This is a genomic window from Flammeovirga sp. SubArs3, from assembly GCF_947387565.1.
GTDB lineage: Bacteria > Bacteroidota > Bacteroidia > Cytophagales > Flammeovirgaceae > Flammeovirga > Flammeovirga agarivorans.
Window position 1 is genome coordinate 219,866 of the sequence record NZ_CANDOA010000002.1, and the last position, 17,649, is coordinate 237,514.

12 protein-coding genes are annotated in these 17,649 nt (G+C 34.2%); 10 read left to right on the top strand and 2 right to left on the bottom strand.

The features are described 5' to 3' along the window. Positions 1 to 188 precede the first annotated feature (188 nt). From QL232_RS05445 to QL232_RS05460, 4 genes are all read left to right on the top strand, one after another. Positions 189 to 590, top strand: coding sequence for a hypothetical protein (locus QL232_RS05445; RefSeq protein ID WP_168880437.1), 402 nt, complete (start codon positions 189 to 191; stop codon positions 588 to 590). A gap of 174 nt (positions 591 to 764) precedes the next feature. Beyond that, a complete protein-coding gene (locus QL232_RS05450) occupies positions 765 to 1,700 on the top strand; it encodes a DUF1989 domain-containing protein (RefSeq protein WP_281613366.1) in 936 nt (311 codons plus the stop codon). Between the two features lie 126 nt (positions 1,701 to 1,826). Then, positions 1,827 to 2,384, top strand: a complete 558-nt coding sequence (locus QL232_RS05455; RefSeq protein WP_168880439.1) for a sigma-70 family RNA polymerase sigma factor — start codon at positions 1,827 to 1,829, stop codon at positions 2,382 to 2,384. Beyond that, positions 2,384 to 4,627: a serine/threonine-protein kinase gene (locus QL232_RS05460; RefSeq protein ID WP_281613367.1), complete on the top strand. Its 2,244-nt coding sequence runs from the start codon at positions 2,384 to 2,386 to the stop codon at positions 4,625 to 4,627. Before QL232_RS05455 ends, QL232_RS05460 begins: the two co-directional genes overlap by 1 nt. A 3-nt stretch (positions 4,628 to 4,630) precedes the next feature. Here the strand turns inward: QL232_RS05460 and QL232_RS05465 are convergent, their stop codons facing one another. Beyond that, the gene (locus QL232_RS05465; protein ID WP_281613368.1) at positions 4,631 to 5,044 is read right to left on the bottom strand and encodes a MerC domain-containing protein; all 414 of its coding nucleotides are present in this window, start codon (positions 5,042 to 5,044) and stop codon (positions 4,631 to 4,633) included. A gap of 326 nt (positions 5,045 to 5,370) precedes the next feature. On the opposite strand from QL232_RS05465, the gene QL232_RS05470 reads away from it, so the two are divergent. Both QL232_RS05470 and QL232_RS05475 read left to right on the top strand, forming a co-directional pair. Further along, positions 5,371 to 6,339, top strand: coding sequence for a DUF1989 domain-containing protein (locus QL232_RS05470; protein WP_281613369.1), 969 nt, complete (start codon positions 5,371 to 5,373; stop codon positions 6,337 to 6,339). Between the two features lie 66 nt (positions 6,340 to 6,405). Next, entirely contained in the window at positions 6,406 to 6,903 is a 498-nt protein-coding gene (locus tag QL232_RS05475) for a transporter suffix domain-containing protein (RefSeq protein WP_281613370.1), read from the top strand. 73 nt (positions 6,904 to 6,976) lie between these two features. Here the strand turns inward: QL232_RS05475 and QL232_RS05480 are convergent, their stop codons facing one another. Beyond that, entirely contained in the window at positions 6,977 to 9,022 is a 2,046-nt protein-coding gene (locus QL232_RS05480) for a M13 family metallopeptidase (RefSeq protein WP_281613371.1), read from the bottom strand. Between the two features lie 548 nt (positions 9,023 to 9,570). On the opposite strand from QL232_RS05480, the gene QL232_RS05485 reads away from it, so the two are divergent. The 4 genes from QL232_RS05485 to QL232_RS05500 all read left to right on the top strand — a co-directional run bounded on the left by QL232_RS05485 (position 9,571) and on the right by QL232_RS05500 (position 17,419). Further along, positions 9,571 to 13,569 (top strand): starch-binding protein, encoded by a 3,999-nt coding sequence (locus QL232_RS05485; protein ID WP_281613372.1) that lies wholly within the window; start codon positions 9,571 to 9,573, stop codon positions 13,567 to 13,569. Between the two features lie 236 nt (positions 13,570 to 13,805). Continuing rightward, positions 13,806 to 14,231 (top strand): HPP family protein, encoded by a 426-nt coding sequence (locus tag QL232_RS05490; RefSeq protein ID WP_281613373.1) that lies wholly within the window; start codon positions 13,806 to 13,808, stop codon positions 14,229 to 14,231. After that, positions 14,206 to 15,426: an NO-inducible flavohemoprotein gene (gene hmpA, locus QL232_RS05495; protein WP_281613374.1), complete on the top strand. Its 1,221-nt coding sequence runs from the start codon at positions 14,206 to 14,208 to the stop codon at positions 15,424 to 15,426. The genes QL232_RS05490 and hmpA overlap by 26 nt, the downstream gene beginning before the upstream one ends. A gap of 355 nt (positions 15,427 to 15,781) precedes the next feature. After that, positions 15,782 to 17,419 (top strand): DUF6377 domain-containing protein, encoded by a 1,638-nt coding sequence (locus QL232_RS05500; protein ID WP_281613375.1) that lies wholly within the window; start codon positions 15,782 to 15,784, stop codon positions 17,417 to 17,419. Positions 17,420 to 17,649: the final 230 nt, after the last annotated feature.

The following is a 17,649-nucleotide window of genomic DNA, read 5'->3' on the forward strand; positions in this document are numbered from 1 at the left end:
CCTTTACATATGAAGTAATTTTCGATCATCTATGTTCATTTAGGTAAGAATCACAAATAGAAAATTACTTGAAAAAAGAGATACGTCAATATGAGATGTAACTCAATAGGAAGATAAACGAAAATTAAGGTGACTTTTTTTAATGTTAGATATAAGTAGTCAAATATTTAAAATAATCTTATCAAAATATGAGAAAATTTCATCTAATCTTTATCGGGATATTTATCTTTTTTTCAACAGTATTTACAGCGATGATTAAGGCTGAAAATAAGTTAGATATAGAGGATGAAAAGAGTAGTGTAGTTAACGATTTTAACCAAGATTTTGAAGTAGGAGAAGCGATTTATTATCAAGATGTAGTAACGGTAAACGTCGATTTAGAAAAGATGGCCAATTCATTAGGATGGACCGTTTATCATTATCATGAATATTCTATCACTTTTGATGGGAGAAATTCCTTTGTTTTATTCTGTGATTTTATAAAAGAGGTGAATCAAGAACGATTTTTAGCTTCAGGTTTTAAAAACATCGAAATGAAACTAATATATAAAGAAGAAGTGATTCAATATTTTCAAGAAGAATTAGAATAATCGTTTCGTCCAAATAAGATATTAGCACTAATAAGTGATATTCGTTCCAACTTTAAGGTTGTCAGAAATGGCAACCTTTTTTTGTAGAAAAAAATAATGGTTAGGTAGGGGTTTTATTTAATTATTACGCCTATGAAGATGAAAAGGAAATAAGAACCAAAAAAATCTTCAATTATGTGTAATTCAAATCAAGTAAAAGCAAATTATCAAGCTGATGTAGATCCAGTAAAAAGCTATCAAGAAAAGTGTAAAGTGAATTATGATTTCTATGAACAAGTGATAAACACTAAAGGGAGTAGAAAAGAAATTTATTCAGATATGATTCTTCCTCATACAGGAAATGCTTTTCCCGTTAAGCAAGGACAGGTAATTAGATTCGAGCAAAAGCCTAGCTTACATAATGGGAGAACTCAAATTCTTGATGTTCAATTTGTCACACCAGATTTAAAACAGTGGAGTGATCATTTAAATAATGGACCAATAGAAGGGTTAAATATAAAACTCTTTTCTGGAGTATGGACACAAAGCCAGTATATGGAGAAAATAGCAACTGTAGTAGCGGACGAATTCCCATATGAACTTCTAGATGATAAGGACACATCACATATGTTTTTTGCTGCACATTGTTGCCCTGAGTGGATTGAGATGACTCATGGTAAAGAAGCGAACGTCAATAGTTGTCAAGAAAATTTCATTCATGGTTTTAATAGAATTCCTGCTATTCAGGCAATAAAGGATGAAAAAAAGAGACGAGAGACAGTACAGTTTTTCGCAGATAAAAATGATATTAATATCTTTCAAGGCAATAGATTTGGACAAGATGAAAACGGTATAACAAGGTGTTTTTTATCACCAACTCCTCAGGTTCCTGACGGTACAGGTGTTGAGTTTTATGCAGAAAAAGATTGCTATGTAGTGGTTAGTAATTGCCCTTATGCGGATCAGGCTTTACCGTTTCCAGAAGCAGATCCTAATCCAGTATATATTACTGTAGAGGATACAGGGATACTTCCTTACTCATCAAATCATTTGAATATTAATCATGGCTGGGAGGATAGAATTTATGATAGAATCTACTCTAAAGATATGACTGCAAAACCTATTGACTAACCTCTTCAGTGAATATGGCTTTCAGCAGTCAATAACTGCTGAAGCTATATTTTACTTGAATTTGTTGTATTAGATATCGACAAATATTGTTACATTTAATCACTCTTCAATTATTATCATTCTACTATGGAAAAGAACAATATCACCCAGATATTAAATAATAAATCAGACCTAGACAGATCAGATAAAATTTATCCTTTAGTCTATGATAACCTACATCTTATATCAGAAAAGCTATTCCAAAGAGAAAGAGTAGGTCATACCCTTCAGCCTACCTTATTGGTCAATGAAGCTTTTATGAATTTAGTGGATAATGACAATATTGAGTGGCAAGGGAAAACACATTTTTATGCCATGGGTGCTAGGGCAATACGTAGAATATTAGTAGACCATGCCCGCTCTAAAAACACATCTAAAAGAGGAGGTGATTGGCATAAAATTGATCTTGAAAAAGTAGTAGCTTTCCACCCAGAAAAAGGAGATATGGCATTAGCTTTAGACGAAGCTATAGAACACCTTGCCGAAAAACATGAACGTCAGGCGAAGGTTGTAGAAATGAAATTTTTTGGGGGGATGAAAATGAAAGAAATCGCGGATGAATTAGGTGTATCTATCAAAACCATTGAAGTAGATTGGACCGTTGCAAAGCAATGGATAAAGATTTTTTTAACTAAAGAAGTATAATGTCAGACGATTTACATGTAAAGGCTTCAGAACTCTTCGGTCAGGTAATGGAATTATCTTATGAAGACGCCATATCTGTCATTAATAAGTCTACAGAAAATGATGAAGCTTTAAGAGAGTATACCCTTAATCTGTATACATCTTTTGTAAAGGAAAAGGAAAGCTTTGGACAATCTGATAATAATTCTAACACACAAGAACACATCACTAATTCCTCTTTTTTACAAAAGAAACTTACCCAATCATCAGTTAATGAAATCGATAAAAAATCTTTTTTTCGAAAAAGGAAGAATTGGCTAACTGTTGCATTGGTATTGTTATTAGTCATTGCCGGTTTTTTCTATGGAACCATTGTTCGCAATAAATTAATTGATAGTGAGTTAAGAGAGCATCAAGCCTTTTTAAATTCTCAATCTTCGATCGTAGAACATTGGATGGTAAGTGAGAAAATGAAGATTAAGGATCTCGCTAAGCTTTCTATTGTTCAATCTTTATGTCAGGAGCTATTAGAACAATACAATAAAAAAGGAAAGGCATACCTCACCTCGAATTCTCCACAACTAGAAGAGTTTACCCAAGAACTTAAAAAATTAAGTAAGAGTGAACAGGTGTTAGGGATGAGTATTATCCATGCTAATACTCCGATAACGTTTATTAGTACAGGACTAATTGGTGAAAAAACAAAAGTTTCCATCTTAAATGGCCAAATGTTAGGTAATGGAGCGTATAAAAAATATTTAGAGGTAATTAAAGGAAAAACAGTGTTTGTACCGCCACTAACACTTTCCGAACAAGTAGATGTATTGACTAACCCAATAGATAATTATTTTTCAGAATGTCATTTTGCAACACCCGTTTATTCTGAAGGAAATAATATTGGAGTGTTAAGTATGAGTCTTTCCTCAGAAGCGACATTTAGCCGTCTATTTGAAAATGCATTAACTCTTGATGAAACAAATGTTTATGCTTTTAATAAAAATGGTCAAATTTTAAGTAGTACTCTAAAGTATGATGGAGACAATACTTATTTAGCAGATCCATTAAAAGTTAAACTAAAGTATAATAATGAACCCACTTCCCTTTTTTCAGATATCCAAGAAAAGCTCACTCATGATCCTGTAGTTCTAAAAGGACATCTATTAAAAAGTTATTATGATTATAATGGTAATGATGTTGTTGGTTCTTGGGTTTGGTTTCCTTCAGAAGAATTTGGGCTAATTTATGAACAAAGCCAATCTGTATTTTATCAATCAGTACACCTTTTTGACCTGACTTACCTATTATCTGTTTTGGTAGTATTGATTTTCGGTGGAATAATCATTAAAACAGATTTCCAACTGAATTTATTGAATAAAAAACTACAGAAATTAGGTCAATATCATCTTCTGGAAAAAATAGGAGAGGGTGGATTTGGAGAAGTTTTTAAAGGAGAACATCAATTATTAAAGCAACCTGTGGCGATCAAATTGTTGAAAAAGAGTTTTAATGATACTGATGCCTTAGATCGTTTCAGAAAAGAGGTGATGGTCACTGCTTCATTACATCACCCCAATACAATTAGAGTATTTGATTATGGTCATAATCACCAAAATCAGTTTTATTATGTGATGGAATATCTTCATGGGATTTCATTAGAAGAATTATTAATACATAATAAGAAAATTGAAATTGGAAGAGGGCTTCATATCCTTTTACAGGTAGGGTATAGTTTGATGGAAGCACATCAAAAAGGGTTATTACACCGAGATATTAAACCTGCAAATATTATGGTGTGTAATCAAGGAGGAGCCTTTGATACCGTAAAACTACTGGACTTCGGATTGGTGAAAGAAGTTAATACTATAGAGCACACAAAATTAAATAGAATCGGTGGTACTCCTATGTTTATGGCTCCCGAAAGGTTACATGATCCTTTTAATGCAGATGTACGACAGGATATTTATGCTTTAGGAGCAGTAGGATTGAATATGTTCAGTGGTAAATATATAGTGGAATTAATATCACAAAAGATGCTTCAAGGAGTAGACTCTATAGATACATTGCTAAACGAGGAAGTATTTGATCGAAAGGACTTACCTACTCCTCTAATACAATTATTTTTTCAATGTGTCAGCTTCAATGTAGACGAACGTCCTTCTACGGTTCTTCAATTTTTACAGATACTGAGAGAGATTGCTAAAGACTACCCTTGGACGGTTGATGATGCTCAACAGTCTTGGAAAGCATACGATGTGTATGGTTAAGGCTTATACTATTTCTACTTTTTTAGTGTGAAAAAGATTTTTAAGATGAAGACTTATTAATGCAATCGATGCAGTGTAAGAAAGGACACTTAACCACATAGGCTCAAATCCAAAGTACTTAAGAATACAAGTAATAACATATAGCAAATACGCAATCCACATTACTTTAGCATGTAAATGCTGTTGGCACTTTTTTGTAGTGAAACATACAGCTACTCCACTTACTAAAATCATGGAAAGATCAACAAATCCCCAAAAATCTAATGTATGATGATGATGATGTTCATGTCCATGTTGCATTAATGAACTACCTATAATTAAGCCTGAGGTAAGCATACAATGGACAAGACAAATAAATGATCCTGTAATTCCAATTTGGTCAGACTTTTTACGAAGTGTTTCTTTAATAGTACACATAATAGATAATAATTATTTTGATAAATTGATTTTAATATCTTCATTATCATATGCGGTAACTATTGCTAAATCCCTAACTCAATTTTGGATTTTTATTCTACGCTTTGATATTCTCTCATTTGAAGGCTCATCAGTGCATAATAATTTTAGTATACATACCTTTTAAGTCTTGATTTTTAAATCGATTATTTGACTTAATACTTACACCCCTTTCAACAATAAAATGATAGATGTGGTTAACGAAGGTTAATAGTATAGGGAGTTTAAAAAGATCTCTCGCCTATGTTGGTGAATACGAATTAATCACAATCAAAAATCTATCAATTATGTGTAATAATAGTTATAACGCCGACATCGATCCAGTAGAACAATTTGCAAGAGGAGTAAAGCCTAATACTGAATTTTATGATAGTGTAATTGCTACTAAATCAAACGGTACAAGAAAGTTAGTATACGAAGAAACATTACATCCACATACAGGAGATGCTTTTTATGCGAAAGCAGGTCAGGTGATTCGAATTGAGCAAAGACCACATCAACATAATGGCAGAACACAAATTGCTGATATTTTATTTTTCACACCAGATTTAAAACAATGGAGTGATCACCTTAGCACAACTGCAGTAGCAGGTTTTTCTCCATCAATCTATGGTGCATTATGGACTCAAAGTAAGTTTATGGAGAAGATTGTAACGCTTGTTGCCGACGAATATCCTTATGAACTTTTAGAGGATCCTGATAACAATATGAAGGTACAGCATATGTTTTTTGCAGCTCATTGTAGTAAGGAATACAATATGTGTGCTTATGGAAATGATGCTGTACATATGAATAGCTGCCATGAAAACTTTATTCAGGCACTAAATAGGATTCCAGCGATTGTAGCTATTGAGGATGAAAAAGAAAGGAAGGAAAAGGTGCAGTTCTTAGCAGATAGAAATGATTTAAATATCTTCCAACCCAATCAGATAATACCTGATGAGGAAGGAGTTACAAGAGGGAAGATGTTTTTGAGTCCTTCAGTTCCTGATGGTACAGGGTTAGAATTTTATTGCGAAAAAGATCTTTATTTGGTAGCAAGTAACTGCCCTTATGCAGACCAGAACTTACCATTTCACGAGGCTGATCCGAACCCAATTTACATTCAAGTATTTGATACAGGGATTACACCGCATACTGACGACCACTTAGGTATGATAAAAGGTAGTGAATGGGAGAAACTAGTCTATAATAAATTTAAGACCGGAGAAAAAGAAATCTCAGTTCGTACACCTGAGAGTTTCAACAACAAATAATTTTTTAAAGAAAGTAACTTTATTGATTTGATGGGTTACTTTCTTTTCTACCAAACTATTATTGTCATGAAAACATCATTAAAAAGTAAAATCGGTTTAGGGTTTATCATTTTAGGTTTTATATGTCCTGTATTTGGGTTAATTGTGCCTTTGTTAGGTTTTAGTAGTACAGTAACGGCCGCTCTTGTTACATTTTTTTTAGTAGGAGGCCCTGAAATTCTGTTCGTATTAGGAGGGATTTTAGCAGGAAAAGAAGGAATACAGCTAGTAAAAGGAAAGGTCAAAAAACTTTTTGGATTACCAGAAGAGAACTATCCGGCAACTTCTGCACAATATAAATTAGGTGTTGTTTGTATAGTGATTTGGTTTATCCTTTTGGTAATACCTGGGTATATTCCTAACCTTTTTGAAATGCCCTTTATAAGAGAAAACCTTCTTTATTTATCTATAGGGACTGATATAATGTTTATTGTTGGAGTATTTGTTTTGGGAGGAAATCAGATGATCACAAAAATTGGAGATGTGATAAAATGGCAGCCTTGGCAATTACCTCTAAAAAAATAAAAGAAGCCCTCTACTGTACAAAACGGTAGAGGGCTTTGGTTTTTAAACAACGATAATATTGTTTAAATAAGGACTACCAAACTTTAGCTCTGTCATTAGGAGCAACATACATTGAATCACCTTCAACAACATTGAATGCCTCATAGAAAGGATCAAAGTCTGATAAAGGACCTGTAGCTCTATATTGACCAGGTGAGTGTGGATCAGACATAATTTGATTTCTTAATGCTTCTTCTCTAGATTTTGTTCTCCAGATTGTTGCCCATGATAGGAAGAAACGTTGTTCTTGTGTGAAACCATCAATCATACCTGGCTTTTCTGGTTGCATTTCTAAGTAGCGTTGTAAACCATCGTAAGCAACAGCAACACCACCAATATCTGCGATATTTTCGCCCAGTGTTAACTCACCGTTGATATGTAAATCTTCTAATGGATAATAAGCGTTGTATTGGTCTACAACCATCTTCGCTTTTCCTTGGAAAGTTTCACCATCTTCATGTGTCCACCAATCTTTCATTTCGCCATGAGCATCAAATCTACGACCTGAATCATCAAATCCGTGAGAAATTTCATGACCGATCACAGCACCAATACCACCATAGTTTACTGCTTCATCAGCTTTGTAATTATAGAAAGGTGGTTGAAGAATCGCTGCAGGGAATACAATCTCATTATATAATGGGTTGTAATAAGCATTTACCGTTTGAGGAGTCATACCCCATTTAGTTTTATCTACAGGCTTACCGAACTCTTTCATGTTCTTCTTAAACTCATAAACACTAGAGTTTACGATATTTTGAAAGTATGCATCTTTAGAGATTTCTAAATCTTCATAAGTCTCCCACTTGTCAGGGTAACCAATTTTTACAGTGAAGCTTGCTAATTTCTCTTGTGCTTTTTGTTTTGTTTCAGCACTCATCCAATCAAGGTTATTGATTCTTTCTGAGAAAGCCTGCTTAATATTATTGACCATTTTCTCTGCTTTTTCTTTAGCTTCGGCAGGGAATTCTGTTTCTACATATAATTTACCTAATGCAAAACCTAAAGTACCATTTGTAGTACCTAAAACACGTTTCCATCTTGGACGGTTCACTTCTAAACCACGCATTTTTTTACCATAGAAGTCAAAGCTTTCATTAACGAAATCGCTACTTAAATAAGGAGCTGCTTCATGAACGATATGCCACTTCAAGTAATTTTTAATAGTAGATATAGAAGTAGATTTTAAAATACCATCTAACTTTTGGAAGTAGATAGGGTGATTAACAATAATAGTATCTGCAGGTACATTAATGTAAGCTAAATACTCTTTCCAATTAATTGTTTTACACTCTTTTTGCAAGTCGCTAATCGACATTGGATTGTATTGTGACCTTGGATCGCGCTCTTCCACTGGAGTCATATTGAATTCCGCTAAAGAGTTTTCAAGATCAAAAATCTTTTGTGAAGCACCAGATACGCCAATCATCGACATCATATTTTCAATATGCTGTATGTATTGAGTTCTTTTTTCTTTTGATGCATCATCGTCTTTAGTGTAATAGTCTTTGTTTGGAAGACCCAAACCAGCATATCCTAAATACAGTGATTGAATTTCAGAATTTTTCAAATCTTGGAATACACCAGGACCAAAGAATACAGAAGTACTTGAAAGGTGAAGTTCTTGAAGAACTTTTTGAAGATCTTTTAAATTCTTGATACCATCTACCTTAGCTAAATAAGGTTGGATAGGTGAAGCTCCTAGAGATTCAATTTTTGCAGAATCCATACCGCTTTCATACATGAAAACAGCTTTTTCTTGGTCAGATCCTTTTTTTAGTGATGAAGATGTCGCCGCTTCTTTTAAAACTTTTAAAGTTGCTTTCTCATTTCTTTCTCTTAGTTCATCAAAGCTACCCCATCTACCTCTATCAGCAGGGATTTCTGCTTTTTTCATCCATCCACCATTAGCGAATGCATAGAAGTCGTCTCCTGGGTTTACAGACTTATCCATATTTGACAAGTCTAAAGCTGCTTCGGTAGTATCTGATTCAGATGATTGAGGCGAGTTACATGAAGTCGCAAGCATTGTACCGACACCTAACGTCAGGCATAATGCTTTAGATAAGATTTTACTCATGAAGTTTAATTATTATTGGTATGCTGCAAATGTATAAAAAAAAACATCCTTTTAAAGGAACTACCAACAGTTCCCTTACTTTAAAATAATTACTTTTTATTGATATAACTCTTATTCATTGACTGAAAATATGTTTTTGATATCATAATAAGTTATTGGTACGGAATGGAATAGTACCTTATTTATCATTTATAGAAATATTTTTAGTTGTCATTCATTATTGATTTTTACTCGACTACTTAGAATTTTAAATATGGTAATACAAATAGACATAAAGTAGCCAAAATATATCTAATTCAATTGTTTTTCATTCTCTTAATAGTGTCGTATTCGTTGTTGTGATTGTTGATATTTAGCTTTTTTCTGACGTACCATTTTATGCTTCGCCCCGTACCAATACTCCTCAATACCTCATTTTCATCAATCAGCACGCTTTAAAATAATCTTATCCCGTATTTGCAAGTGTAACTTTTCAATGACAGAGTTTAGGTGATTTAACTACGATTTTTTCCCAACGAATTATTACAACCAACTACAAAAATTAAAGTATGAAAATGAAATGTACTCGATTAATACTTTTACTTTCCATGTTTTGGAGTATGAGTATTACTTCTCTATTGGCACAAAACGACTTTAGAGAAGAAACCATTTACTTCCTTCTAACGACACGTTTTTTTGATGGCGACCCTTCTAACAACCGACCAAATGAATGGAGTTCGTACAATCCCGATCCGGAGGTCAATCCTCAAATTACAGATCCTAGTGACGTAACTTGGAAAGGTGATTTCAAGGGACTGATTGATAAATTGGATTATATCCAAGATTTAGGGTTTACAGCCATTTGGATCACACCGATTGTACAAAATTGGAGTCCTTTGGATTACCATGGTTACCATGCTTATGATTTCACTAAAGTAGATCCTAGATTGGAATCTCCAGGAGCTACTTTCCAAGATTTAATCAACGAGGTACATGCTAGAGACATGAAAATTGTTCTTGATGTTGTTACTAACCATGCTGGTAGATTTGGTATCAAGGGTTTAGCTGAAATCAAATATAATACTGATACTTCTCAAGTTTGGGGGCAAGATCTAAATGGAAATCCATTGCAACCTAATCCAAATTGGGAGTATGATGGAATGACACCAAACCCCGACGATGGACTTATTTGGAGTAGAGCGAATATTCCAACAATGCCTGCACCTTATAATGAAAATCTTAAGTTGTATAACTGGCCATCTACTCAATCCTATGTGGATACTTCAGATCCTGAATGGTATCATCATTCTGGAAATGGTTTTGCCCAAGGTTGGGATGATACTGAAAACTTATACAATAGAGCATTAGCAGGAGATACTCCAGATTTAAACACAAGTAGCCCTGTAGTAAGAGAGTATTTAGTAAATGCTTACAAGACATTTATTGAAATGGGTGTTGATGCTTTCCGTTGGGATACCATCAAACACATGAGTAAAGAAGATGTTTTATATTTCTTGGATGCTTTTAAAGCGATTAACCCAGATCTATTCGTTTTCGGAGAAGTGGCTCAAAAAAGACATGAGTTGCATAGTATTGAAGAAATTAACCCTCACTGGTATACTTGGAGAGGAGCTACGAATGCTTCTGATCCGTCAGGTATGGCTGTTATTGACTTTTATGCTGAAGCTAGTTTTCATGATCCATTTGAGTATGGTGGAAGTTTTTCAGGTGTAAAAGCTGCAGATAGATATGATCATTTATATGCAGATCCATCAACCAACCTATTATGGCTAGATAATCATGATTTTGGTCCTAATAACGATTGGAATAAAAGGTATGGGGGAACAGATGAGAACCTTGCAGCATGTCTGAACTTTATGTTTACATGGAGAGGTATTCCTATTGTATACTATGGTACAGAAATGCGCTTTATGTCTGGAGCATATGCAGATATCCATGATGCAGAAGGAATCAAGAAGTCGATCAATGAAACAGGTAGAGCATATTATGGTAATGTAATGGACCAAGCGCCAAGTCATAAAATCTATCAACATATCAAAAAATTAAACGCTATGCGTAAAGCTATTCCTGCATTACAAAAAGGGGAATGGCGATGGAATGGCGATAACGGTGGAAATGGCGTAGGTTACGTTAGAGTTTACGGGGATAGTGAAGTAGCTGTAGGCTTAGCAAAAGACGGAGCAGCAACTTTCAACTTTACAGGCTTAACAAATGGCGTTTATAGAGATGCTGTTACAGGAGCAGAAGTTGTGGTCGCCAATGGAACTTTAAACTGTACTGTAGAGTCTGCTTCAGCAGCAGTATTTGTATTAAACGGCCCTGGTATGATTGGAGGAAATGGTTTAGGTTACTTCCAACCAGGTGTTGGTGGACCTTCGCTACCATTTGTAACCGCTTCCCCTGAACCAAAAAGGTATTTAGATCCTGTGAATGTATCACTTTCAGCAACATTGGGAGCAGGCGGACCTTACAGTATATATTATACAACAGATGGTAGTACTCCTACCACTTCATCACAAAAGTATACATCAACGATTGCTGTTACTGAGGATACAGAGATTAGAGCGTTAGCGATAGATAGCGATGGAAATACATCTTCAGTCACATCATTTAATTATAGAATTGGAGAAGTTCAGGGCTTAGAAGTGTACTTTAAAAAACCTTCTAATTGGGGGAATGTCAATGTACATTATTGGAGTGAAACCCCTGCAGGAGCTTTAGCACCTAGTAACTGGCCTGGACCAAGTATGGAACAATATGATGGAGATTGGTATAAATATGTATTTGAAGAAACCGAATCTGTAAATCTATTATTCAGTGATAACGGTTCAAATAAAACGGATGACTTGTCTAGAAGTAGTAATGGTTGGTTTGATGGCACTACATGGCATAACCAATGCCCAGATTGTGGACCTCAAACGGAACAACCTCCTGTTTTAAGTAGCTCTTTAAATGGAGCACAAGTATCATTATCGGCAACAAATAATGGAGTTATTTATTATACGTTAGATGGTACCAATCCTTCATCTACATCACAGCAGTATACCTCATCGATTACTTTAACTGGTGCAGAAGGAGAGACGATTATTTTAAAAGCCATAGCGATTAATTCTGCAGGCCAATCAGAGATAGAAATGATCTCTTATACTGTACCTGAAATTCCTGTAATAGAAGGAGGAATGACAGTATATTTTAAAACGGAATGTGCTAGTCCTGCGATTTACTTCTGGAATGTTGATGGGAATGATGCTACAACTTGGCCAGGAGAATCTATGTATGTTTCTTCGAAATACCCTGGTTTTTACGAATATACTATTGATGGTACTTGTACCAACTTGATTTTACTTTGTGATGGAAACAAAGTGACAGGTGATGAGATGAATATTTGTGGAGATGTTTGGTATGATAACGGTTGGATAGATGAACCAATCACCTCACCGGATGTCACTTCACCTACAGTAAATATTTCTCCAAGTGGAGCTGAATTTACAAATAGTGGCACTGTATCTATTTCGGCCTCTGATGATCGCCAAGGTTTACTAACTATATATTACACTACCGATGGAAGTACTCCAACTACAGCTTCTTTATCATCAACTCAAAATGTGAGTTTAACAGTTACTGAAAACACTACCGTTTCAGCAATAGCTGTAGATGAAGCAGGAAATAGTTCTGCAGTAAGCGTTGCGAACTTTACAGTAGTTGAGGTAGAACAACCAGTTGAAGGATTTACAGTTTATGTAAAAGGCTATTCTAATATCTACCATTGGAATGCATTCCCTTCAGGAAGTATAGCAAATGCGACTTGGCCAGGAGTATCTATGGCTCAAGAAGGAAATTGGTATAGCTTTACTTTCCCTGCTGAAGTAACATCTACAAGCCTAATATTCAATAATGGTAATGGAGACCAAACAGGAGATTTAACTAGAGGAAAAGATGGCTGGTATGAAAACGGTCAATGGTACGATAGTAATCCTGATTTTGGAGATCACCCTGTTCCAGGTCTAACAGTTCATTTCAAAACAGATTGGTCTAACGCTTCACTTCATTATTGGGGAGCTTCAGATGGATCAAGTTCAAATTGGCCTGGAGTTGCAATGTCAAACGATGGCAATGGATGGTTTAGTTACACTATTCCAAACATAATTTCTACGAACCTTTTATTCCATGATGGTAATGGAAATCAGACAGTGGATCTAACAAGAAGCCAAGAAGGTTGGTATATGAATGGTCAATGGTATGATACGGACCCTGAATTAAGTGGTAGTAGAGTGACTTCATCATTAGATTTGGAAAGAGATATCATGATCTATCCTACGCTTATTCAAAATAATTTTTATATCACTTTGCAACTGCCGACAGCTTCTGAAGTAGGAGTACAAATTATTAATCTTAGTGGTCAGGTGGTACATCCATATCAAGAGTTTAAAGTTTCATCAGGTATTCATAACCTAAAAGTATCAGATTTAAACTTGAAAGCAGGAATGTATCTTGTGAACCTAAAAGTAGGGGAACAGAAAACGGTACGTAAGCTGATCAAGCAATAATATGTTTTAAATAGTAGTTCAATATAGAATCGTAGATTCAATAACATTAGTCAGTCATTTATTTATATAAGTGGCTGGCTTTTATTTTCTGATATATATCAGGTTTTGGATAGAATATTAGCAAGAATTAAAGTATACCGCTCTTTCATCTTTGTACTGTAGGTAATCAGGAAAAGATGAAAAATTATAAAACAGCAATTCAATCAGGTACATATAGTTTTATCGGAATAAGCATTTTGGCTTTACTTAATTCATATTTTGATCAACAGTCTGTACTGCTAACAGGAGCTTTTGGTGCAACTGCTGTTTTATTGTTTGCAGCTAGTGATAGCCCTTTGGTAAAGAGAAAGAATATGTATTTAGGACATCTTTCTTCTGCATTTATTGGGGTCAGTAGTTATTCTCTTTTTTACTCAATTAGCCCACAAATAGCCGTTGCATTAGCGGTCGGTATATCAATCGGAGTGATGGTATTTTTCGATATCGTTCACCCTCCCGGAGGTGCTACCGCTTATATCGCAGTTTATGGAGGACAAAAAATTCACGCATTAGGGTATGGATATCTATTTTTTCCAGTCCTCATAGGAGTGATAATTCTTGATATAATTAAAACAATCCAACCAAATAAAAAACATTATGAGTATAAATCAGAAAACTATTGATATAGTAAAAGCAACAGCCCCTGTCATTCAAGAACATGGTGTTGCCATCACTTCACATTTCTATAAGTTGATGTTTCAACATAACCCTGAATTAAAAAACGTATTTAATATGGCTCATCAAGCCGAAGGTACTCAACCCAAAGTATTGGCAGGGGCAATATTGGGTTATGCGACTTATATCGATAATTTACCTATGTTATCGGCAGCAGTAGAGCGTATTGCTCAAAAGCATGCAAGTTTAAGTATTCAACCAGCTCAATATACTATTGTAGGAAAACACCTTATTCAAGCAATAAAAGATGTTTTAGGCGAAGCAGCTACTCCTGATATTATAGAAGCATGGACAGATGCTTACGGTATTTTAGCCAGTGTATTTGTAAAAAGAGAAGGAGATATTTACAATGAAAAAATCAGTGAAGATGGAGGCTGGGTAGGTTTCCGTGATTTTACTGTAACTAAAAAAATAGAAGAGTCAGACGAGATTACTTCTTTCTATTTACAGCCTGTTTCCGGACAATTATTACAATTTAATCCTGGCCAATATATTGCTGTAAAGTTAAAGGGTGAAGAACATAGCCATGTGAATATGAGAAACTACTCTCTAAGTGATGCCCCAGGAAAAGAGTATTATCGAATTTCAGTGAAAAGAGAAGTAGGACAGGGAGATAAACCCAATGGTATTGGTTCGAATTTTCTTCATGATCATGTATTGGAAGGTGATATCATAGAGGTGGGTATACCCGCTGGCGATTTTTATTTAAATGAGAAATCCAATAAAGATGTAGTTTTATTAAGTGGTGGAGTTGGAGTAACCCCAATGTTATCGATGTTGGAGCATTTAGTAGCTACTCATTCTACTCGAAAAATCAATTGGATCCATGCTGCAAAATCAAGTAAATCACATGCATTTAAAAGTGAGGTAAATGAGCTAACAAGAACACATTCCAATATCTCATCTACTTATATATATTCAGACAACTTACCTGAGGATAAAATGGAAAGAAAAGGATTGGTAGATGCAGCATTAATTGCAGAACTAGTAGAAAATTATTCTGAGGCAGAATATTATTTCTGTGGTCCAAAACCTTTTATGAAAGCAGTGCTAAATGCATTGACTGTATTGGGAGTAAAAGAGGGGCAAATCAATTTTGAGTTTTTTGGTCCATCAGAAGAATTAACAACAGTAGAACACTAATAATTGGATGAAATAGTGATTTTTTTATAGAAAACGGGTGTCATTTTATGAAGTGGCACTCGTTTTTTGTGTACTGACACGCTAGAAACGCAATTTCCCTCTATTATTGTTTAACAGTGAATATGGAAATGAAATAGATACGATTATTATTATTGACATTGTACTTTGGTTCAAAACGGACATTACGAACCTGGAGAAAAAAGTAATAAGGAGGTCTCACTGATACTCCATTATTAAGTAAAGTAAGAAAAACATTAATGAAGGTTAGCATAACCATTTGGAAAAAGAGATTCTATAAGGAGTCTCTTTTTTTGTGCCCTAAATTTTTAACTTTGTACTAGCAAATCGATACCATATGAATACTTTCAAATATATATTCTTTCTAGTTTTTGTTATCCTTTTAGGTCTTCCTGTAGTAGCTGATAATGAGTTTTCAAAACTCGATGAGTTACTAGAAGAAAGAGACGTTTACCTTCAAAAGAGAATTGAAAGTATTAAGCAGCTAAAAATTACATTACGTTCAGTAAAAAATAAAAAGGACCAGTTTGATGTATTATATCAGATAACCCAACAATATCTTCCATACAATTCGGATTCATCATTGACTTATGCTTTAAAAGTGGATGATATAGCGAAAGAGATAGAAGATAAAAACTATCAAATTAAAGCAGATATCGTACTTGCTCAGTCCTATGCTCTTGTGGGCTTATACCATGAAAGCATGATGATTTTGAATAGATATAAAGATGAAGACTCGTTAGGGAGCAATGTGATCGATTATTATTCTATCAATGCTCATCTGTATAATACTCTAACGCTATTAAATCTGGATGATAATATCACTAAAGTATATAGAAAACGATGGAGGTATTTTGAAAATGGTATCAAAAATACAGCATCTCCGAACAGTATTTCTTACTTATTGTCTAAAGCTGAGCTCCTAAAAGATGAAGGTAAGCTTAATGAAGCTATTGTAGTTCTAAATAAATTACTTTCAAGTGTACAACAAGATGATAGAATTTTTGCACCTACAGCTTATACACTAGGAGATACATACGGGCGATTGGGAGATGTGAATAAAAAGATACATTACCTAATTCTATCTACAGAATCAGATGTATTAAATGGAGTAAAAGAACATGCTTCATTAAGAGAACTTGCAGTAGAGTTATATAAGCTTGGAGAGATTAAAAGAGCTTATAAATACATAAAAATAGCCTTAGATGATGCATTAGAAAGTAATACGCAACTTAGACGCTATGAGGTACTTGAAATTCTGCCCTTAATCGATACTTCTTATCAAGCCAATAGAGATAAAGTAAGTCAGATCATGAGATGGTTTGTTACGGTAAGTTCTATTTTACTATTGATTACTTTTTCTTTATTGTTTTTCTTTTTGAAACAGAAGAAAAAGTTAGAGCATTCAAATCAGGAAGTGAGTGATAAAAACAGTCAGTTGAGTGAATTGAATGAAGAGCTACAAACCAATAAAGAGCAAGTAGAGGCTATCAATGATCAATTGCGCTCTTTTAATTTAAGACAAGAGGAGTCAATTACCAGGTATCTAAAACTATGTTCAATGTACATCGGGAAAATGGATGATTACAGAAGAACATTATTAAGGAAGGCCAACAAAAGCCCAAAAGAAGAAGTTTTGAAGCTTCTAAAATCTAAAGATGTTGTTGATACAGAATTGAAAGTTTTTTATAAAGATTTCGATGAATCCTTCTTGAAATTATATCCCCATTTTGTGGAAGATTATAATCAATTAATGATTGAAGATGCTCAGATTACTTTAAAGAAAAATGAACTTTTAAATACCGAACTTAGAGTATTTGCTTTAGTAAGGTTAGGCATTGAGGAAAGTTCTCAAATAGCGGAGTTCTTAAGGTATTCAATTACTACAATCTATAACTATCGAACAAAAGCAAGGAACAATGCTAAGGCAGGAAGAGACCAATTTGAAATAGAATTAATGAAGATAGGTGGATAAATGAAACTAAATCAAAGTGATAACAAAAAATACCATTTTACACTTATTTAATCTGTTTGCTATTGAATTTACCCCATGAAGTAGTGATGTTTGCCTTGTTTTTATAAAATATCAACTACTTTTTATGCTTTTTTTATATATATTAAAATGTTGTTATTCAGTATTTTGTGTTTTTAATTTAACTACTTTCTAACAACTTTGCCATTGTTGTGTGTAATCAATACACTAGT